Consider the following 21,272-nt stretch of genomic DNA (forward strand, 5'->3'; position numbering starts at 1 on the left):
TGAATTCTTGTATCCATTTCAAGCCAAACTAAAAGCCATCAATCGATGGCTTTAATGTGTAATTAATCTTTTTTCTTAGTTAATTCATTGAACGCATCATCCAAATCCTTTTGATCAACACCAGCTGGAGTCTCCGGAATCTCTGGAACTTGAACTACTTCTTGTTCTACTTTTTCCTCTTCTGCATTTGTTTCAATATTTGGATCTGTTAATTGTCCATAATTCATTAAATTGGTGATTTCTTCATTTGTTAATGTTTCATGTTCATACAAATTGTTCGCAATCAAATCCAACAAATCTTTGTTTTCAGTTAAGATCTTACGGCAATTTTCATGGCACTCATCAACAATCGCACGAACTTCTTTATCAATTTCAGCCGCTACACCTGCAGAATAATCACTACCCTTTGTATAATCTCTTCCTAAGAAGACATTTCCTTGAGGATCCGCATATTGGATAGGCCCTAAACTAGACATACCATATACACGAACCATATTTTTGGCAATTTCTGTTAATTTTTCAATATCATTTACAGCACCCGCACTGATTTCACCAAATTGGATCTCTTCAGCTGTACGACCACCAAGTAAACCAGTGATCTGCGCAATAAATTCAGATTTTCTATGGAAGTATTTCTCTTCACGAGGTGTCATCAAGTTATATCCACCCGCATCTCCACGAGGAATAATTGTAACTTTCTGAACCATATCTGCATCTTCAAGTTTTAAACCAATAACGGCATGTCCCGCTTCATGGTAAGCCACAAGAATTTTATCTTTTTCTGTATATTTTTTGCTCTTTTTCGCAGGTCCCATCATAACACGGTCAATAGCTTCATCTAAATCCGTCATTGTAACCTTAGACTCATTTTTACGAACCGCTAAAATGGCACCTTCATTCAATACATTAGCTAAATCTGCACCAGAGAATCCAGGCGTACGTTTTGCCAGGTTTGCAAGTGAAACATCATTCGCCAATTTCTTGTTACGAGCATGTACCTGTAAAATAGCTTCACGGCCCTTAATATCTGGCAAGCTAACCGTAACGCGACGATCGAAACGACCACTACGAAGTAAAGCAGGGTCCAATACGTCTGGACGGTTTGTAGCCGCAATAACAACGATTCCAGCATTATCTGTCATACCATCCATTTCAACCAATAATTGGTTCAATGTTTGTTCACGCTCATCGTTTCCGCCACCCATACCAGCTCCACGCTGACGTCCAACGGCATCGATTTCATCAATAAAAATAATACATGGCGCACTCTTTTGTGCTGTTTTAAACATGTCACGAACACGACTCGCACCTGTTCCGACAAACATTTCAACAAAGTCAGAACCTGAAATCGAGAAGAATGGAACATTGGCTTCTCCAGCTACGGCTTTTGCCAATAAAGTCTTACCAGTTCCTGGAGGACCAACCATCAAGATTCCCTTAGGAATATGTGCTCCCATATCTGTAAATTTCTTTGGCGAACGCAAGTAATCGATAATTTCTTTTACTTCTTCTTTTTCTTCTTCACAACCCGCAACATCTTTAAAACGAACTTTTACATTCGATTCAACACGAGCTTTTGATTTTGCGAATTCAAAGGCTTTATTATTGCCTCCACCACCCATTTTAGAAAACATGAAGTAGAAGAATACCGCAATAATCAAGAATGGAATGATTTGAGAAAGAATAGAAATCCATACACTTCCTTGGTTTGGATCTTCTACTGTTAGCTTTCCACCATTACGTTGCAAATCCTTTTCCAACTTCTCAATATTCTTTTCTGTTCTTGGAACAATAACCTTGTATCCAACTGTCTTTGAGTTCTGTTCATAAGTACCTTCCAACTGAATAACAGTGGAACTAATTGTCATAGAACTCTTCTTAAAGTCAACTTCATCTACAATTTTCTCAAATTGTGTATAATTCATTTGTACAGTACTGCCCTGTGAACTATAAAAAACTAATGATAATACAATTGATAAAATGAAGATGGTTGGTAAATAATTTAACCACTTCTTCATAATCTTCCTCCTACTGATAAATTTCAGGTTTTAAAACACCAACAAATGGTAAGTTACGATATTTCTGGTTGTAATCCAATCCGTATCCAACCACAAATTCGTTTGGCACCTCAAAACCAACGTAATCCGCCTCAATTTCACAAACACGACGGCTTGGTTTATCTAACAATGTTACACAACGAACATCTAGACAACCTTTATTCTTAAACATTTTCTTTACTTCAACTAAAGTTCTACCTGTATCAATAATATCTTCTACAACTAAAATAGAACGATTCTTACAAGATAAATCCATATCCTTTAAAATACGAACATCTCCAATAGATTCTGTTCCATCGTATGAACTAACGGACATAAAATCAATTTCACATGGAAATTCAAAACGCTTGATCAATTCAGCCATAAAAGGAACGCTTCCCTTTAACAATCCAACTACGATTGGAGTTTCTCCAGATTCTTTATAATCTTCTTCTATTTGATGTGCTAGTTCTACACAACGGTTTTCGATTTCTTCTTCACTTAATAAAATTTTTTCAATATCTTGAGCTATCATATGGTGTTTTTCTCCTTAAGTTACTTAAACATTGTAACATAAACATTTAATCTAGACCATTCATTTTAAAATAGAACTGTTGATTTTGTGAATAATGTTCTACATCACATCCAAGGCCTGGTACGAAAATAACTTTTCCTGCATTATTTTCCACAACCAGCCAATATTTTCGGTATATCTTGCAGATTTTTCGGTCCACAAAGAAACGATGCACATTCTTATTTCCAAAACGCATCGAAATTACGTCATTCACTTTAACATGACGCACCACCAAAGGAAAGTCAGATGCCTCCACACTAAAAGACTCAATTGTTTGGCCCTGATTCATAATAGAGAATTCTTTATAATCTTTATACTCCAATTCATCCAATGTACAATACACATTCTGTGGTTTTGGCATTAAATACAACTTTTCATTATGCCTTTCCAATAAATGATTCTCTATTTCAATCAGCACATTTCCCTTTAATTGGACACACAACTCTTCCGTGTATTTCCTAGAGAAATGATGGCTCAAAGCCTGAAATAAGAAAGCATCTAAATAGAGCCAGGCATCTTCTTGATTCAATAAAGAATCTACATCCCCATTCCAATTCTTTAAAAAATCTTCTATGCCTGCTCTTTTTATTTGCCAAAAATCATTCTCATTTTGAATCTTTAAAATCCATTCTTCCTTTTCATTACGATCCATCTTCTCAATTTGCGTATGACGAATCACATTACGCGTATAGTGATTGGTTAAATTCGATTCATCAATCCCAAAAGAAACACCATTATCATTGCAGTATTGTTGCAATTCACTCTTTGTGAAATTAAGTAAAGGTCGAACAATTTGGTATCCCTGCCTTACACTCTTTTCTTTTAATCCATACCAGTCACAAATCATATTTCGATTTTTCTGAAACAAATACGTCTCAATCACATCATCCATCTGATGTGCTACATATAATAATTTCGTATCAAATTCATCTGCCACTTCTTCAAAAAAGGCATAACGAACATCTCTTGCCCATGCCTGAAAATTTCCTTTCTCATACACCGGATATAAAACTCGAACAGGAATATCATATTTTTTACAATATTCCTTCACTATTTTCTCATCCCTATCTGCCGTATCGCGATGTTTATAATTCACATGTGCAACGACAATGTCCTTGCCTTGTTTATTCAATTGATCTAATAAAGCCATGCTGTCAGGTCCACCTGAACAGGCTACTACACATTTTGACATGTTCTTATTATAGCATCATTTGCATAACACATTTTTTTATTTTATCAAACAAGTGAGAATTCGGGTCAATATGCGCCTTCACATCAATCACACGCGCCGAATTGATCCATTTCGCATCATTTAAAAATAAGACACTCGACTTATTTAATCCCTCAATTTCTGGTAAACGCATCAAATGACGCTTTCCCATATGGGATACAGGATCATACGCCCTATGATACGCACTACTATTCCCACTCATAGGTACTACAAATATTTTCCCATTCTTCATTGCCAACACTAAACCAAAATGCTGATAGCCAACCTCACTTAGATAGGCCAATCCAAAATCTGTAAAGCATATGTCACCAACTTTCACATACACCTTAGCCTCTAAACTCGAATACATTTGTTTCCTCTGACAAAAATTCAGTTTAGAAAGCATATAATCATAAACCTCACTTTCATTTAAACCCTCTAACAGTTGTTCTTCAGCAATTCTAGCCTGCGACGTTATTTTCTGTGTGTACTCCGTCGACTTCTTGTTTTTGTACTTTTGCCATTCATTCGGTTCCATAACCCCATTCTAACAAACCGATGTGAAAACAATATTAAAAGTAGGCATTTTAGCCTACTTTTTTGAATATTTTTCGCGATTTTCTTTGAATACGATGCCACAAACCAATTAAAGGATGAAATTTCTCACTAATCATTGCCGATTTCTCAATAAAGATCTCTACCGCCAACAATATAATGACCATAACTAAAAAGCCGATATTTCGATTGATCATATACGCAAAAGCACTCAATCCAAAAAGCGCTGTTAAACCACACATGATAATTACAGTATTACGATGTCCAAATTGGCGCATCAACAAGTGATGAATATGACTCTTGTCCGCCTCCATAAATTTCATACCCTTTAAAGTACGTCTCAAAATAGCGGATAACGTATCAATAATTGGCAGCATCAACAATAAGATAGGCAATGCCAACGTCAAAATCGTACTCGATTTAAATCCAAGCAATGAAATTGCCGAAATCATGAACCCCAAAAACAACGATCCACAATCTCCCATAAAGATACTAGCTGGATGCGCATTATAAACTAAGAAACCCAATGTTCCAAAAGCTAAGATAAAGGCAATGCTTAATAAATCCGAACGTCTTTCGATGATAGCGATAGAACCAATGACCACAAGCACAATAACACTCATACCTCCTGCAAGACCATCCAAGCCATCAATCAGGTTTACTGCATTTGTGATACCGGCCACCCAAATAATCGTAAAAATAAACGAAATAATACCTGTATCAATTTGAATGCCCAAAGGCAAACGAATAATATCTACTGAAACCCCAAAATAAATCAAAACCATAGCCGCAATAACTTCCAATGTTAGTTTAACCAGTGGCTTAATATCGATTAAATCATCAATTAAACCAGTAAAAAACATAATACTGCTTCCAATAACCAAACCTTTGATCTGACGATCAGCCTTCACAAAGATAGCCATCGTTATAATGAATGCCAAATAAATCGCTACACCACCAATACGCGAAATCTTTCCATGATGGACCGTACGCTTATTTTCTTTGGCATAGGCCCCACAATAAATAGAATATTGCTTCACCAACGGTGTTAGAATCACTGAAATCAAGAATGGTAATAAAATCATTTTATAATCAATCACGCTGACTTTACCCCCTTTAATGCATCTATCATATCGTATTGTCCTCGTTTTGTACAAAAAACTGGACAAGATATGTTCTTAGAAATGAATTGTGACGGTCCAAAACAATCCGCCAATCCTCCACTCAATTCAATTCCATGCATCAAAAAATGTTCTTGTAAAGAAGCAGGAAGGCCATCAAAACAATGTTTTACCCATAATGAAATCTGTGCTGAAACCATCTCGAAGGCCGGCCACAACATACTTGACTCAATTTGAATATGATGAAGAATCTGTCTTGAATCAAATGCATAACACAACAATAAATTGTTTTTTTGTTGCCAAAAAGCTAGACTTGCCATTTCCTTCAAATGCGCCGCATCCATTTTTGTGATAAAACAACCCGTCTTGTTGTAAACAATCCTTTGTATCTGCTCATCAATCTGTGCTCCCGCATAATAAATTGTCTTTGACACAAGCACCTTACCATAAGCACACACATGAATTTCCGTATAAGAATGTCCACTATGTACTAAAAAACAAGAACCTTCTTCTTGTAAAGCATTTAAGTTTGAAATAAATTCAACCTTACGTACGCCACAATCCAAAAACATTTGCTGCCAAAGTTCTCGTTGTCTTTGCGACAACTCCGTAGGAACACTCACAAGCACACTCGGTCTTAATAAGCCATCAAAGGCATGTAGTTCGTTTAACCCCTTCTGAACCAAAGGTTCAATTGAATGAAGAATTTGACCATGTGATATAGGATATTGAATTTGTATCGTATCCAGATCCTTATATAAATAGGCAAGCGCCTGATCCGATACACCCAATGTTTCTTTTCCTTTTTTTGCGATTATTGTTTTTAAAACAATTTGTTTCTGTGTAGAAAAATCATAAAACCGTGCAAGATACGCCCCCATATCCAGGGCAATCCACTTATCAAGCAAAGCCATTATAGATTGTTAATTGTAAAATCGCCTGACTTGAAATGTACGCAAGACAAAGCGATAAAAGAAACATTAAAATTTGCACTTTCTTCGGATTTTTTACACTACACACCTTTTCAAACTGAATACTTGAAATCGCATAAAAGCTTAAACCAAAACACGCAAAGAATACTAAATAAGAAATTACAGAAGCTGCCATATTAGCCTCCTACATGAACAATTTGAACAAAATCATACTTTTCCTTCAATTGCTCACATGCACTTAAAATCACTTCTTCATCCACACTGAATCCCAACATACTTGAACCAGACCCAGACATCAATATACGTACTAAACCTGCATCTTCCATATCCATTTTCACTTGTTCTAATTCAGGCTCAATCTCAAAAGCGATTGGCTCCAATGAATTTGCCATTGTCTGATATAAAAGATCCATGTTCTCTTCTCGAATACTCGACTCTACTAAATCTACATCCGGATGAAAAGGACGAGACTCTTTCCATTTAGAAAATGCATTCGCGGTGGAAATTCCAAAATCTGGCTTTACAACCACAATATCAAATTTCCAAGCACTTTCAATCGGCGTGATTTTTTCTCCAATACCCTTTACCCGAGCCCACTTATCATGAATACAAAAAGGAACATCCGCCCCCACTTGTTTTGTGATTTCATAAAGATTTTCTTCCGTTTCCTCAATACCTTCCATCTTTAAAACCGCCTTACATACAGCAGCTGCATCCGCACTTCCGCCACCAAGACCTGCCTGAGCTGGAATGTGCTTCTTGATAGATACTTTGAAACAAGAATCTAAGTGATAGGTATCCTTTAAAACTTGAATCATCTTTGAAACCGTATTGTTCTCTGGTAATTTCATACCTTCACATTCAACTACATCAAAATCATTTTTTTCTATCTCAATCTCATCATAAATTGAAATAGGTACCATGATCATGTCTAAAGAATGATACCCATTATCCATTCTTTCTACGACATCTAATGCTAGATTAATTTTTGCCCTTGCCTGTACTTTCATAGGTCACCTCATATAATCGAATAAAATCGTCTAACGTACACTGTTGTGCACGCGTACTAGGATCAATATTTACTTTTTCTAACAATTCTTTTGCCAGAGCCTTATCTTTCACAAAATTCTGAAAGTTATTATAAATAGTTTTTCTTCTTTGTGTAAAACAAGCTTTTACCAAATCGAAGAAATAAGTCTCATCTTCTAAATGATACTTGTGATGGAAAGAAAACTGAATGACCATCGAATCTACATTGGGACTTGGCCAAAATACTCTTCTTGATACATCCATGACTTTTTTCACATCACAACGATATTGCGTAATGACGCTCAACGCATTGTATTCCTTATCATTTTCGTGTGCCAAGAAACGTTCTCCCACTTCTTTTTGCATCATAACCGTAATTCTTTCAATCTCCTCATTTGCCTCGAACAATTTAAATAAGATCGGCGTCGTGATGTAGTAAGGAAGATTCGACGCGAAAACCACCTTTTGACCAGGCTTTCTAAATTCACGAATCTTTTCATCAATATCCACCTTTAAGATGTCTTCTAATACTATCTGTAAATGATCAAAACCAATCTCATTCTCTATTACAACCGGCAATCTTTCATCAATCTCAAAAGCTACAACCTGATTACTTTTTTCACATAAAAACTGTGTTAAAGCCCCAATTCCAGGACCAATCTCAAAAACCAATTCATCTCTTGATTGAATTGCTGCATTGGCAATCTTTTCAACAATACCCGGTTCAATAATAAAATTCTGTCCAAAGCTTTTCTTTGTGAAAACCTTATACTTTTCTTGAATCTCTTTTGTCTTTTTTACTGTCGCAATCGCCTGTCTCATGAAAGACTCCTTTCTTCTATCTCTTCTTTTGTCACATTCATCTGATTTAAACGCTTGAAACATGTTTTCGCATTACAAGGACCAATATGAAAATCTTCACAAACTTGAAAGCGCAAATCCTTGTTTCCAACTAAGCCTAAATCAATAAAGTCTTGCCAACTCAATACTTCTTCTTTATTCTCAAACGTTACACAATGACATAGGGCATCCCATAAATCTTCTTTACTTGCATGCTCTACACCGACTTTTTTAGGTGTTTTCGCTTTTTCTTTATTAATAAACGCATGTTTACATCCTGGCACACTACCACCAATCAATCTACGTATATGTTCTCCTGGCGTATCTGGATCTGTAAAAATAATCACGCCTCTTGTCTTTTGGGCCTGTCTAACACGCTCAATCGTTTTCTCGTTGACCTGGTCTCCACCCGTTTCAATCGTGTCACAATCAAAAAAAGACTGCAACGTGTTTGTATCATTTTTTCCTTCAACGACAATAATTTCTTTAATATGCTGCTTCATCTGTCTCCACCACATGTTTTGATGTAAAACCAGCACCATGTACCTGATGCACATCATTCACAATAATAAACGCTTTTGGATCAATCGCTAAAACACTTGACTCTAATAATGGATATTGTTTCTGCTTAATAACACACATCAACACTGGCTTAGGCGCTTGTGTATAGCCACCACTTCCATCTAGAATCGTTACACCACGATCCACTGTCTCTAATAAAATACGACGAATCTGCTTCCACTCTGTCGATATAATCATAACATTTTTTGCGGATTGCATGCCTAGCATTACTGTTTTATCAATTGCGACACCACAAACAAACACAGACATAATACCAATCAATGCTGGTGTTAAACCATGTGTAACCACACCCAATAAAACTGTTAAGCCATCTACGATCATTACACTGGTTCCTTCAGGAATCTTCAAGTATTTATGTAGAATCAAAGCTAAGATATCCATACCACCCGTACTTGAATTAACTCTAAACACTAAACCTAAACCAATCCCCACAAGAACTCCGGCATAGATTGTGGCCACATAAGCTGGCATCACAAATGTATCTTTAGGAAACATTGTAGCAACCTGTGATAAACCTGTTACGAAAACCGGATATACAATTGTAGAAATCACAGATTTCATCGCAAACTGCTTTCCTAATAAAAGAGCTCCCAATATAAATAATCCAATTGTTAAACCATCAATCATCAAAACTGTATCAATCGGAAGAACTGGATGTAATGCGACAGCCACACCAGCTACACCACCTGTTAATATATTATTAGGAAGTATAAAAAAGGAAACTGAACATGCGACCACAAAGTTTCCAAGTATAATCATTATTAAATCATGTATTTTATTCTTGCTCATATGCATACCTCTTCTAGCCTACATGATTATATCATTTTTTTTATGTTTCGTTTTCAAAAATATCGCTTGCAAACAATTCACTTTATCCGTATAATAGTCCGGGTTATATAAGTTCATGATATGGTTGAACGTTCATACCTACTACCGAAAACAGTAGACTATAGCCTTCAAACAGGAGGAAAATAAAATGCAATACGATATCATTATTATTGGTGCTGGGCCTGGAGGAATTTTCTCAGCCTACGAATTATTAAAGAGTAAACCTGAATTAAAAATTGGTGTTTTTGAAGCAGGAGCACCATTAAACAAAAGAAAATGTCCAATTGACGGAAAGAATATCAAATCATGTATCCACTGTAAATCATGTGCCATCATGAACGGTTTTGGTGGAGCTGGTGCCTTCAGTGATGGAAAATACAATATCACAAATGAATTTGGTGGAAACCTATACGAATATGTAGGTGAACAAGAAGCTATCGATTTAATGGAATATGTGGATGAAATCAACTGCAAGATGGGCGGTGAAAAAACTCGTCTATATGCAAACTCAGATGCTGCTATCGCCAAAAAATGTCTTCAAAATGATCTTCACTTATTAAAAGCGAAAGTTCGTCACTTAGGAACTGACATTAACTATGTAGTACTTGAAAACTTATACAATGAATTAAAAGACAAAGCCGAATTCCATTTCTTTAAACACATTGATATGGTAAACAAAATCGAAGATGGATATGAAGTCGTTTGTGGGGATGAAACATATACATCTACACAATGTATTATTTCTACAGGCCGTTCAGGAAGTAAATGGATGGAATCTGTATGCTCAAACTTAGGCATTGAAACAAAGAGTGATCGTGTAGACATCGGTGTTCGTGTTGAACTAAATGCCGATACATTCTCAGAATTAACAGACTCATTGTATGAATCTAAAATCGTATATCGTTCAAAGAAATATCAAGACCGCGTTCGTACATTCTGTATGAACCCTAGAGGTGTTGTCGTAAACGAAAACACAAACGGAATCATCACTGTAAATGGTCACAGCTATGAAGATCCAGCTCGTTTCACAAACAACACAAACTTTGCCTTATTAGTATCAAATCATTTCACAGAACCCTTCTCACAAAGTAACCAATATGGTGAAAGTATTGCCCGCCTATCAAACATGTTAGGTGGTGGCGTTATCGTTCAACGCTTTGGTGATCTGATTCGTGGACAACGTTCAACTCCAAGTCGTATTGCACAAGGATTCGTAACTCCTACATTGAAGGCTACACCAGGAGACTTGTCTCTAGTTATCCCTAAACGTCAATTAGATGACATTATTGAAATGATCTATGCGCTTGATAAAGTATGTCCATCAACAGCTAGTGATGACACATTACTATATGGTGTTGAAGTTAAATTCTACAACATGCAAGTAAAAGTAGATAAAAACTTAGAAACAAAACACAAAGGACTATTCGTTATCGGAGACTGTTCAGGTGTAACACACTCATTAAGTCATGCCAGTGCATCTGGTGTATATGTTGCAAGACACATTACAGAAAATCTATAATACAACACAAAGTGGATCAAATGATCCACTTTTTTTCATTAACTGCACAGTTAATAACTCTCGAGTTAATAATAATGATGGTATAATAATCTAGGTGATAATTTTATGATACAAATTCCAGACAACAGTACAATATTAGCTCCGGCTACCCTACATCTAGCTTTATACAAAGAAATTTTAAAACAAAAAAAAGATTGCCTTGGCATACAAGTTTTAACCTTGTCTAGCTGGCTATCTTCTTTTTATCATGGACAAAATAAATCTGACATTGAAATTCTTTATTTATACAAAGACGCTTTAAAGAATATCTCTCTTTCCAATGCCTTCTATTCCAGTAAAGAAGACTATGACTTTTTAAATGCCTGTCTAGACTTTATAAAAATGGCAAAAACCTATCAGATTCATAATTTTCCTTGTTCAACCCAAAAAGAAAAAGATTTACACGAAATCTTAAATCTTCTGTATCCAATTCAACTCAAAGAAGACCAAACGCAAGATGTCTTTTCAAGTTTACCAGATTTAGAAAACATCTATATCCTAAAAAAAGAATACTCTCAATTAGACAGTTACTGGATTCAAGTGTTGATTGATCATGGCGCAAAATGGCTCGGCGATAAGCAACTATTAACAACACACTACTACAGTGTTGCCAACGCACGCAAACAAATGGAAGTCATCGCAAATCTTATTATTGAAAATGACTATTCAGCCGATGATATTTTCATTGCCCTAAACAACCCAAGTGACATCAATGTTTTAACCCAGATTCTTACAGCACATAAGATTCCATTCACAACTATACAAGAAGTTCATACTACATCTATATATAACGAGTGGATCCATTATTTAACATGGGCTAAAGATATGGATTTAAAAAGTTTTTTAAACGTAGTTCAAACCTTATATCCAAATGACAATTATCTCTTGCAGTATTACACATTGTTCCCTGAACAATTTTTAAAATTTGAACCTTTCTTAACTACACTTCCATACAAAGATAATGAAATCATTGATTCCTACCAATTCGCATCCTACCAAAAATTAGAACAAGACACTTTAGAATGGATACACGATCATGCCTTCTTATTTGATGCATACGATTTTATCAAGATGGCCAAACACATTCAAAATCTACATGAACAAGTCACAAAAGAAGATTTGAATGCCTTCAACGATGTCATGTCACTTATCCAAGATGTGCATACACACATTCATAATGCGAATGATTTAAACATCTTGATTCACCAAATCCAAAATCTTTCTGCCAATCAGAAAGCCAATTCCATTGAAGGGGTATTCATTGGATCTAGGCAAGACATCACAAATTTAAGACCTATCGTCTTTTTAACTGGCACAAATGCCAGTGCATTTCCTGCTTTAAAGTTACATACTGGAATCTTTGATGAGGCCTATGTACAAAACACGGATTTACCAAATCTTGAAACACGCATTCAAAACCAGCAGTCACAAATCTTTGACTGTTTGTCTTTGTGTGAAATTCTTTATGTATTCTATCCACAAAGTGATTATCAAGGAAAGAATTATGAACCTAGCTCCGACATAGAAAATTGGCTCCAACAAAAGGCTGAGTTTATCACTACGCCCGATTCTTTTAATTGGACTACCCCAACTATCGATTTAAATGAAACAACAGCTAAATCCATATTCTTTAAGGATGATCATTTTAAAGGATCTATTTCAAGACTCGAATCTTATGCAAGATGTCCTTTTTCTCATGCACTAAAATACGGCTTATATTTAAAAGAAAAAGAAGACATCACAGACATTCGAATTCGTGGAAGCATATTACATCATGTTCTAGAAGTGATTTCTAAAGATAGACAAGAATATACGTCTTTATCCAAAGAAGAAATTCATCACTATGTTGAAAATGAATTTTCCTTCGCAAAAGAAGTGCTTTTACAACAAATTCCATGGTTTGATTCTCAAATTGAAGAAATCACAGAAAAACTTATGTTGATTTTTGAACAACTACATAATTTTGAATCCAACTGGCACATGAACATGGATAAACAAGAACATAAGTTCTCTTATTCCTACCCATGGAATGAATATACCATTGATTTATATGGCTATATTGATCGAATCGACAGTTCAAACACATCTTTTTGTATCTTTGACTATAAATCAAGTGATAAAGATATTAAAATCGATGACTATGAAAAAGGATTATCTTTGCAGTTAGCCACATATACGTTAGCTTACGAAAAAGAATCCGGTTTAATCCCTGTAGGATGTTTCTATATTGCACTAAGGACAACCCCAGAAACACTCACTTATGGAAAATTAAATTATCGCAAAAAAATACCTGAACTCACTGTGAACGATGAAAAAGATATTGCGGATACATTTAAAGTCAATCGAAGATTAAATGGATGGCACTTTAGTGATGCGAGCATTTATTGTGATGACATAAAACGATACATGCCTGTAAAAAGAGCCAATCCAAGTTTAGAAACCATCAAAGAGGAATGGACTCAAGTCGTTGACAGTCTTTTAAAGGACATTAAAAGTGGACAAGCTCTACCTAATCACGTCCAAGATGCATGTAAATTCTGTGCTTACAGATCTATTTGTCGAAATTCAGCGAATGAAGTTGAACCAATGCTTCGTGTAGAAAAGGAGGAAGAATAAATATGGATTTTTCAATTCCCCAACAAAAAGCCATTGACATTCGAGATACAAATGTCGTGGTTTCAGCCAGTGCCGGAAGTGGTAAAACAGCTGTTTTAGTAGAACGTTTATGTCAGCTTGTATTAAAAGACCACATTTCAATCGATTCTATCCTGGCAATGACTTTCACAAAGGATGCGGCAGCTGAAATGAAGGCACGTCTTCTTTCCAAATTAAAAGAGCAGCCAAAAACAGAATACATTCTTCAGCAAATGGCTCTACTTGAAACAGCCAGTATTTCAACTATTGATAGTTTCTGCTTGTCGATTGTACAAAATTATTACTATAAGATTCCTATTTCTTATACGATGTCCAAACAAACGGCATCTTCAGCCCAAACACGCATCGCCTTTGACAACGCCTACAAACATGCGATTCAAGATTTACACTTAGCTGCATACACAAAATTAAAAATGTATTTTCTCTCTTTTGGAAAAACAGAAGAAGACATTCAAAAATACATTGAAGATATTTTGGCAATCCTCAACTCTAAATCCGAAGAAGACGCAAAGACATGGATTAAAAACATTCAAGATTCATATACATATTTAAGTCCAGAATTAATGGAATATGCATTGAAATACTTTCATAATCATTGCTTGGCTATGTCAGAGATTTTAGATGAAATAATCTATCAAATCGCAAAGCCTGAAGATTATGAAGTCAAAAAGGACTATTTATCAAAGTGTTTAGATGCCAACTCGTATTCAGATTTTAAAGCTCAATTTGAATTGTATTTAAAAAATACCATCGGTTTTAAGAAGACAATTGATAAGGTGGATTACTCAAAATATCAAACTTCTTTTAAAGATCATGAAACAAAGATCGTAGAAAACTTATTTGATGAAGAATTCTATTTAAAGGACATTCAAAATCATAAAGCTTTAGTAGATACCTTATTTGAATTAACCAATAAAGTAAAGTTATACTTTCAATTGGAAAAGAAGAAAATGGAAGTGATTGACTTTAATGATATGGAGCACTTTGCGTATCAACTCCTTCAAGATCCGATGATCAAAGAAGAAATGTACAATAAATATCAGATGATTCTTGTGGATGAATTTCAAGATACCAATGAACTTCAAGAAAAAATCATTGCGTCTTTCTGCCATGAAAACAACGTATTTAGAGTGGGTGACATTAAACAATCCATCTATGGTTTTAGACAAGCCAATCCAAAAATTATGCAGGACTGGATGAAAAAGGAAGATATCAACAACACCCCTTTATTATTGCAGGAAAACTATCGTTCCAATGCGAGTGTTATTCAATTCAACAATGATTTTTATAGTAAGATCATGAACAATGAATTATTGGGAAAACAATTTGAAGAGATTGATATTGCCAATGTAGGTACGAAAGGACAAATGGAAAGTCCTCAATATCCAGTTCGTTTCTTATATACAGAATATAAAGATGAAGAAGGCAACAAAGCTACCATCAAAAAGAATCACAATGAGAATCGTTTTGATTTGATTGCACAAGATATTATCGAAAAGCACAAAGCAGGCATGTCCTATAAATCTATGTGTGTGTTAACCCGTAATCATGCGCCTCAAGAAAAACTGAAAACAGTTTTTGAGGCCTACAACATTCCGGCTATGATTACCATTGATCATGGATTCTACACAAATCCTGCCATCCAAATTGTACTTTCCACTTTAAAAGCTTTAGAAGATTTAACCGACGACATTGCGTTATGTGCTTCTTTAATGTCCCCATTATTTAATGTATCTTTTTCTCAAATTGCGAAGTGTTGCATTGGAAAAGAAAAAGGCACATCTTTATATATGAGTATTAAAAACGAAGATTTTATGAAGCCTTTCTTTGAATTATATGTAAATAGAAATCAAACGATTGTACAACTTCTACAATACATCTATGCCTATAATAATTTCTATTATGCTTCTACAACAATTCAAGATAAGAACAACCTGGATTATTTATTAGAATTAGCAACCCAGTATGAAAATCAGAGTGACATCCATGGTTTTGTCCTACAACTATCTAAAGATGCAACGCAAGATCAAACTCAGGAAGCAAGCTTGTATGGCAAAGAAGATGATGTAGTTCAAGTAAAGACAATGCATCAATCTAAAGGTTTACAATTTCCTGTTGTATATATTCTTTCGCAACATGAACAAAGAGATAAACATGGCAGTTCATGCATCTTACTTGATTCAATATTAGGATTATCTTTAAAAGGCTTAAGTAATGATTATAAATATAAGTACAATTCAATATATCATTTAGCTCTACAAACCAAAAAAAAATTGGATGATCTTGCCGAAGAAATGCGCGTATTCTATGTTGCGACAACACGTCCTCAAAAAGAATTGGTCATTGTAGATACGATTGAAAGCATTGAAGATTTTTATAGTCCATTAAACGCCTATACTCTATTAGAAGATGAGAGTTATACAGGATGGCTTTTACATACATATGCCAATACGAGTGATTCTCTAGTGGTTTTTGATAAAAAATCAGAATTGTATGAAAGACCATTAAAAGTGCGTCAAAATAATAAGTCTTACAAGCTTCCTGTCTATACAAAAACATCCGATGTGTTCTCGAGTCAGACGGCTAGTGGGGCCAAAATGAAATTAGACTGGAAAGATATTTCTCTTACTAAAAATATAGGAACGCTTCGTGGTACTTTATTCCATGAAATTGTGGCGCAATGTTCATATCCTTATCAACAAGAAGAAATTATTTCTTATGCGAATTCTTATGGATATACTTTAAAGGATTATGATATCAAACAGATTCTAGCTTTAAATTCGAATGCACTCTATGCTTCATGGATGAACGAAAAGCATGTATTTGAACAAAGCTATATTATTAAAGAAAAAAACAAAGTCGTTCATGGATTTATGGACTTAGTTATCTATAAAGAAGATGAAATAATTATCATTGATTTTAAAACAGATACCACGGATAATGAAAATAAATTAATTGATATGTATGCGGCTCAGCTTCAAACTTATAAACATTCAATGGAAAGAATAACGGATTCACCGATAAAAACATATATTTATGCTTTTTCTCTATTTAAATGCATCCTTTTATAATAACTTATGCTACAATGGAGGGGTCTTTTGAAAAAAGAGAGAAGGAGAGAGATTCATGGAAAAATTCTTTAAATTGAACGAGAAAGGTTCAAACGTTAAGACAGAGCTTATTGCCGGTCTTACAACATTCTTGGCTATGGCCTACATTCTTGGGGTTAACCCTGCAGTATTGGCAGATGCTGGTATGGATAAAGCATCTGTATTCCTTGCGACAGCTATTTCTGCTGGTGTGGCAAGTATCATTATGGGACTTGTTGCCAACTACCCAGTTGCATTGGCTTCTGGTATGGGTGTAAACGCATTGTTCGCCTACACAATCTGTGGACAAATGGGCCTTAGCTGGGCAGCTGCATTAAGTGCTGTATTCATTTCAGGTGTTATCTTTATTCTTATTTCTGTTACTGGTGTTCGTAAAGCTATTATCAATGCGATTCCAGTACAATTAAAATTGGCAATCGGAGCCGGAATCGGTTTCTTCATTGCGTTTGTTGGTTTAAAAAATGCGGGTATTATTGTAGCTAGTCCTTCAACATTTGTAACAATTGGAAACTTAACAGATCCAACTGTATTACTTGCGATTGTCGGATTGTTGATCACAATTGCGTTAGTTATTAAAAATGTTCCTGCAGCCGTTTTCGTAGGTATGGTTATCACTGCTGTGATTGGAATCATCCTTGGATTCATGGGAATGGCTGGTATGCCTACTTTACCTGAACATTTCATTTCGTTTGATTTTGAATTACAAGCTGCTGGAGCTTGCTTCTCAGGAATTTCTGAATTATTCGCAAATCCATTCCAAGCTTTCGTAGTTATTTTCTCATTCTTATTTGTTGACTTCTTTGATACAGCTGGAACACTTGTTGCGATTGGTAACCGTATTGGTTTAATCAACGATAAAGGTGAACTAGAAAATGCTGAACAAGCATTGCTTGCTGATGCGGTTGGTACAGTATTTGGTGCAGTTTTAGGTACTAGTACAGTAACTAGCTTCGTTGAATCTAGTTCTGGTGTTGGTGTTGGTGGACGTACAGGTTTAACTGCATGTACATCTGGTGTTTGCTTCTTACTAGCTGTATTCTTATCACCACTTATCTTAAGTACAGTTACGAACGCAGTTACTGCACCAGCATTGATCGTTGTTGGTATTATGATGGCACAACAGTTAAAAGGTATTGACTGGGATGACATGATTTTTGCAGCTGCTGGTTTTGTCACTGTTATTATGATGATCTTGATGTATTCTATTTCAAATGGTATCGCATGCGGATTCATCGTTTATACAATTGCCATGATTGCAGCTGGTAAAGCGAAAGAAGTTCACCCGACTGTTTGGGCATTAATGATCATCTTCGTATTATACTTCGCTACACCTTACATTATGTAAAAGAAAAAGTCGGGTTTCCGACTTTTTTAATACTTATTATCTTTTTCATATTGATTTTCAAAGGCATTCTTAAATGTGAGGATGCCTTTTTTTGCATCATAAAATGAAGCAAGTAATTGTACAGTTTCTTTTGTACTCATCTTCGATGTATTGATCATCAATGTATAGTTACGTGGATTTCCCCATTTTTGATTGGTATAGAATTCATAAAATCTAGATCTTTGTGCATCTTTTTCCTGCACAATTTTCTTGGCTTGTTTGGCAGGCACTTGATATTCGTCAATCGACCATTGAATACGTTCTTCTACATCACTGTAACAGAATACAGAAATAACATCCGGATTGTCTTTTAAAATATAATCGGCACATCTTCCTACAATAACAGCATCTTCTCTTTGGGAAATCTTTTGAATAAAATCACTTGCCATATCATAGATTTGTGTATTCACACTTAATTCTGTAATATTTCTAAGTCCTAAAAGGCCTTTAGATTCTATTGTAAATAAGCCATTCGCATCTTGATTCTGGTCTTTAAAAAAGTCAGCGCAGACTCCCATATTTACTGCAATTCTTTCCAAAATTTCTTTATTATAATAACTAATATCTAAATATTCAGCTAATATACGAGCAATCTCCCTTCCATTGGACCCAAACTGCCTCGATATCGTTATAATCACATTCTTTTCCATGCCAATTCCCTCTTTTTCTTATATCATACAATAATATGATAGAATAGTGTAGTGGAGGAAGGTTATGAAAAAAATTATTTTTTTAGATTTAGACGGAACTCTATGGACATTTGAAAAGATTCCTAGTTCTGCTTTAGAAGCGATTGAACTCGCAAGAAAAAACGGGCATAAAATTTATATAAACACAGGTAGAACACGTTGTGAAGTCCCTCAATTTTTATTAGATATGAATTTAGATGGCTATTGTTTCGGGGCTGGCAGTGAAATTATAATTGATAATATACAAGTACTTTTTAAACCATTGAAAAAAAGAGACACTCAATTTATTCAGCACATTGCCAAAGATTCAGGATTCTCTTTAGAGGGAAGCAAAATGACATTTACTAGTGAGAAAAACAGAGAAAGAATGCGCCAATTTAATACAGACAATCGTATGGGAAATCGTTTCTTGGCTTTTCCAGATATTTCAACAATTACCGACGATGATTACAATCAAGTCATGAAAGTCAGCATTCATTTTGACTCACTTTCACAAAGAGAAGAAATATTAAGACAAATCCCTAAACATTTAACATTCACAAACTTCATGCATTTAGGCGGAGAAATCACACATTCAGAATACAATAAAGCTACGGCTATTCAGTTTGTCAAAAACTATTATGAAGAAGAATATGAAACCGTTGCGATGGGTGATTCTGAAAATGATTTACCAATGTTAGAATATGCTGATCTTTCAGTTGCGATGGGAAATGGTGTCAAAGAGGTAAAAGAAAAAGCCGACTATGTCACAGATAAAATTGACAATGACGGCTTATACAAAGCTTTTAAATATTTAAAGCTATTTTAGAATCAGAAATGATTCTTTTTTTATTGTTGTTGTTCCTTCATTACATCTGCGTATTTTCTACGACCTGGATGTAAGTTATCAACATAGTAACGAACTGTTAAAGTTCCAGCAACCTTAGTACGAATCTTAGGCTCTACAATAAAGCCATCTCCTTCTAACATTGCATCTAACATTGCTTTGCAGCAATTTGCTAAATTTTTTACCCCTGGTTCACATTCATTCATAAACTCTTTGGCATTCACTTCGATGTATAACCACATTTTATCATGAGCTTCTTGTTTCATTTCCTGTAAACGAGCAGCATACTGTTCTTGAGTCCATTTTTCCATAATCATGACATCCTTTCTTATATCCTAATCATACATCATTCTAATCAATAACTCAAACTTTGTCCTTTATTTATAGTTACATTTGTCATGTTATTTACAAACTGTGCAAAATAAACACAATTGGAATCGTTACCACACACGAAACACTTGTCAAGAAGATAGCTTTACTAGCAAGCGTTGCATCCTCCCCATACATAAATGCATATACACTAGAATTACTTGCCACTGGCATACACATAATGAGTATAAGTGTATTTTCAATCAATGGATCCATGTGAAATAAAGAAAGAGAAAACATATAAAACAAAGGTAATAAAATCATTTTAAATATTGTAAATGCCCATACTTTTACATCCAACAACTCTTTGATATCCATTTTGACTAAACCAGCACCAATGACCATCATAGATAGTGGCGTCGTCACATTACCAATATACGTGCAGGTCTGTGCCAAGACATACGGAAGCTTCATATTAAAGACACAAAGAACAAGCGCAATAATGGAGGCAATCATTGGGCCATTCATAAATTTCTTAAGCGAAAAACCTCCCTTACGAAATAAACTCTCTCCATATCCATACATTAAACAGTTTAGTGGCAATAAAAATAAAGCTCCATAAAGCATGGCTTGATTTCCTAATATGGCTTGAATAGCGGGTAATCCCATAAAACCGGCATTGGTAAATAGAATCATAAATTGCCAAAGGGCTTTATTTTCTTGAATGCGTAAAACTTCTACAATAACTTTAGAGACAATCCCTGTAAAAATCACAAATATTGAAAAAATAACAAGCACATTGAATAATTCGTTTCCTGTAAATGGAGATCCATTTTTAACTGAACTAATAATCAAGCCTGGAATCCCGATTTTTAACAAGATATTTGATGCATATACATTTACTTCATCATTAAAGATGTTCTTTTTAGCTCCCACAAAACCAACAATCATAATCAATAATAAAATAGTCATTTGTGTAATAATGGTTGTGATATTCATAATAATCCTCTTCCCTTAAATTAAAAGGACAACAA

The 21,272-nt window shown here is 35.0% G+C and carries 19 protein-coding genes and 1 riboswitch; of the genes, 5 read left to right on the forward strand and 14 right to left on the reverse strand.

Features of this window, described 5'->3' with window-relative positions:
• Positions 1-62 precede the first annotated feature (62 nt).
• Genes ftsH through KTQ83_RS03410 form a run of 11 tightly spaced genes read right to left on the reverse strand, consistent with a single transcriptional unit; the run spans position 63 to position 9,668 of the window.
• Positions 63-2,018 (reverse strand): ATP-dependent zinc metalloprotease FtsH, encoded by a 1,956-nt coding sequence (gene ftsH / locus KTQ83_RS03360; RefSeq protein WP_217256022.1) that lies wholly within the window; start codon positions 2,016-2,018, stop codon positions 63-65.
• A gap of 10 nt (positions 2,019-2,028) precedes the next feature.
• The gene (gene hpt / locus KTQ83_RS03365) at positions 2,029-2,571 is read right to left on the reverse strand and encodes a hypoxanthine phosphoribosyltransferase (RefSeq protein WP_186999065.1); all 543 of its coding nucleotides are present in this window, start codon (positions 2,569-2,571) and stop codon (positions 2,029-2,031) included.
• 46 nt (positions 2,572-2,617) lie between these two features.
• The gene (gene tilS, locus KTQ83_RS03370; protein ID WP_186999066.1) at positions 2,618-3,802 is read right to left on the reverse strand and encodes a tRNA lysidine(34) synthetase TilS; all 1,185 of its coding nucleotides are present in this window, start codon (positions 3,800-3,802) and stop codon (positions 2,618-2,620) included.
• A gap of 7 nt (positions 3,803-3,809) precedes the next feature.
• Positions 3,810-4,358, reverse strand: coding sequence for a hypothetical protein (locus KTQ83_RS03375; protein ID WP_117926053.1), 549 nt, complete (start codon positions 4,356-4,358; stop codon positions 3,810-3,812).
• 49 nt (positions 4,359-4,407) lie between these two features.
• On the reverse strand, positions 4,408-5,475 hold the full coding sequence (locus tag KTQ83_RS03380) for an MraY family glycosyltransferase (RefSeq protein WP_227402742.1): 1,068 nt from the start codon (positions 5,473-5,475) through the stop codon (positions 4,408-4,410).
• Positions 5,472-6,410 carry a rod shape-determining protein gene (locus KTQ83_RS03385; protein ID WP_186999067.1) on the reverse strand — a complete coding sequence of 313 codons (939 nt, stop codon included), beginning with the start codon at positions 6,408-6,410 and terminating at the stop codon, positions 5,472-5,474. Before KTQ83_RS03385 ends, KTQ83_RS03380 begins: the two co-directional genes overlap by 4 nt.
• The gene (locus KTQ83_RS03390) at positions 6,397-6,603 is read right to left on the reverse strand and encodes a DUF1146 domain-containing protein (RefSeq protein ID WP_117571749.1); all 207 of its coding nucleotides are present in this window, start codon (positions 6,601-6,603) and stop codon (positions 6,397-6,399) included. The genes KTQ83_RS03385 and KTQ83_RS03390 overlap by 14 nt, the downstream gene beginning before the upstream one ends.
• Before the next feature lies 1 nt (position 6,604).
• Positions 6,605-7,438, reverse strand: a complete 834-nt coding sequence (gene ispE / locus KTQ83_RS03395; RefSeq protein ID WP_117926049.1) for a 4-(cytidine 5'-diphospho)-2-C-methyl-D-erythritol kinase — start codon at positions 7,436-7,438, stop codon at positions 6,605-6,607.
• Positions 7,410-8,279, reverse strand: coding sequence for a 16S rRNA (adenine(1518)-N(6)/adenine(1519)-N(6))-dimethyltransferase RsmA (gene rsmA, locus KTQ83_RS03400; RefSeq protein WP_186999068.1), 870 nt, complete (start codon positions 8,277-8,279; stop codon positions 7,410-7,412). Before rsmA ends, ispE begins: the two co-directional genes overlap by 29 nt.
• Entirely contained in the window at positions 8,276-8,800 is a 525-nt protein-coding gene (rnmV, locus tag KTQ83_RS03405) for a ribonuclease M5 (protein WP_217256023.1), read from the reverse strand. Before rnmV ends, rsmA begins: the two co-directional genes overlap by 4 nt.
• Positions 8,784-9,668, reverse strand: coding sequence for a YitT family protein (locus KTQ83_RS03410; protein ID WP_117926043.1), 885 nt, complete (start codon positions 9,666-9,668; stop codon positions 8,784-8,786). Before KTQ83_RS03410 ends, rnmV begins: the two co-directional genes overlap by 17 nt.
• An 83-nt stretch (positions 9,669-9,751) precedes the next feature.
• A riboswitch (purine riboswitch) is annotated at positions 9,752-9,849 on the forward strand.
• A gap of 6 nt (positions 9,850-9,855) precedes the next feature.
• Between KTQ83_RS03410 and KTQ83_RS03415 the strand changes: the two genes are divergently transcribed.
• The 4 genes from KTQ83_RS03415 to KTQ83_RS03430 all read left to right on the forward strand — a co-directional run bounded on the left by KTQ83_RS03415 (position 9,856) and on the right by KTQ83_RS03430 (position 18,375).
• Positions 9,856-11,226, forward strand: a complete 1,371-nt coding sequence (locus KTQ83_RS03415; RefSeq protein WP_117926041.1) for an NAD(P)/FAD-dependent oxidoreductase — start codon at positions 9,856-9,858, stop codon at positions 11,224-11,226.
• Positions 11,227-11,331: 105 nt separating this feature from the next.
• Positions 11,332-13,881, forward strand: a complete 2,550-nt coding sequence (locus tag KTQ83_RS03420) for a PD-(D/E)XK nuclease family protein (protein WP_217256024.1) — start codon at positions 11,332-11,334, stop codon at positions 13,879-13,881.
• 2 nt (positions 13,882-13,883) lie between these two features.
• Complete coding sequence (locus KTQ83_RS03425; protein WP_217256025.1) at positions 13,884-16,991, forward strand: UvrD-helicase domain-containing protein; 3,108 nt, start codon at positions 13,884-13,886, stop codon at positions 16,989-16,991.
• A gap of 55 nt (positions 16,992-17,046) precedes the next feature.
• Positions 17,047-18,375: an NCS2 family permease gene (locus tag KTQ83_RS03430; protein WP_217256026.1), complete on the forward strand. Its 1,329-nt coding sequence runs from the start codon at positions 17,047-17,049 to the stop codon at positions 18,373-18,375.
• Positions 18,376-18,401: 26 nt separating this feature from the next.
• Here the strand turns inward: KTQ83_RS03430 and KTQ83_RS03435 are convergent, their stop codons facing one another.
• Positions 18,402-19,064 (reverse strand): cytidylate kinase-like family protein, encoded by a 663-nt coding sequence (locus KTQ83_RS03435; RefSeq protein ID WP_186999481.1) that lies wholly within the window; start codon positions 19,062-19,064, stop codon positions 18,402-18,404.
• Positions 19,065-19,128: 64 nt separating this feature from the next.
• Between KTQ83_RS03435 and KTQ83_RS03440 the strand changes: the two genes are divergently transcribed.
• Complete coding sequence (locus KTQ83_RS03440) at positions 19,129-19,911, forward strand: Cof-type HAD-IIB family hydrolase (protein WP_117926030.1); 783 nt, start codon at positions 19,129-19,131, stop codon at positions 19,909-19,911.
• 20 nt (positions 19,912-19,931) lie between these two features.
• Here KTQ83_RS03440 and KTQ83_RS03445 read toward each other — a convergent pair whose 3' ends face one another.
• A complete protein-coding gene (locus tag KTQ83_RS03445) occupies positions 19,932-20,240 on the reverse strand; it encodes a hypothetical protein (RefSeq protein WP_118012629.1) in 309 nt (102 codons plus the stop codon).
• A gap of 94 nt (positions 20,241-20,334) precedes the next feature.
• Complete coding sequence (locus KTQ83_RS03450; protein ID WP_217256027.1) at positions 20,335-21,237, reverse strand: AEC family transporter; 903 nt, start codon at positions 21,235-21,237, stop codon at positions 20,335-20,337.
• Positions 21,238-21,272: the final 35 nt, after the last annotated feature.

The sequence above is a fragment of the Holdemanella porci genome (assembly GCF_019052655.1).
GTDB classification, from domain to species: Bacteria; Bacillota_I; Bacilli_A; order Erysipelotrichales; family Erysipelotrichaceae; genus Holdemanella; species Holdemanella hominis.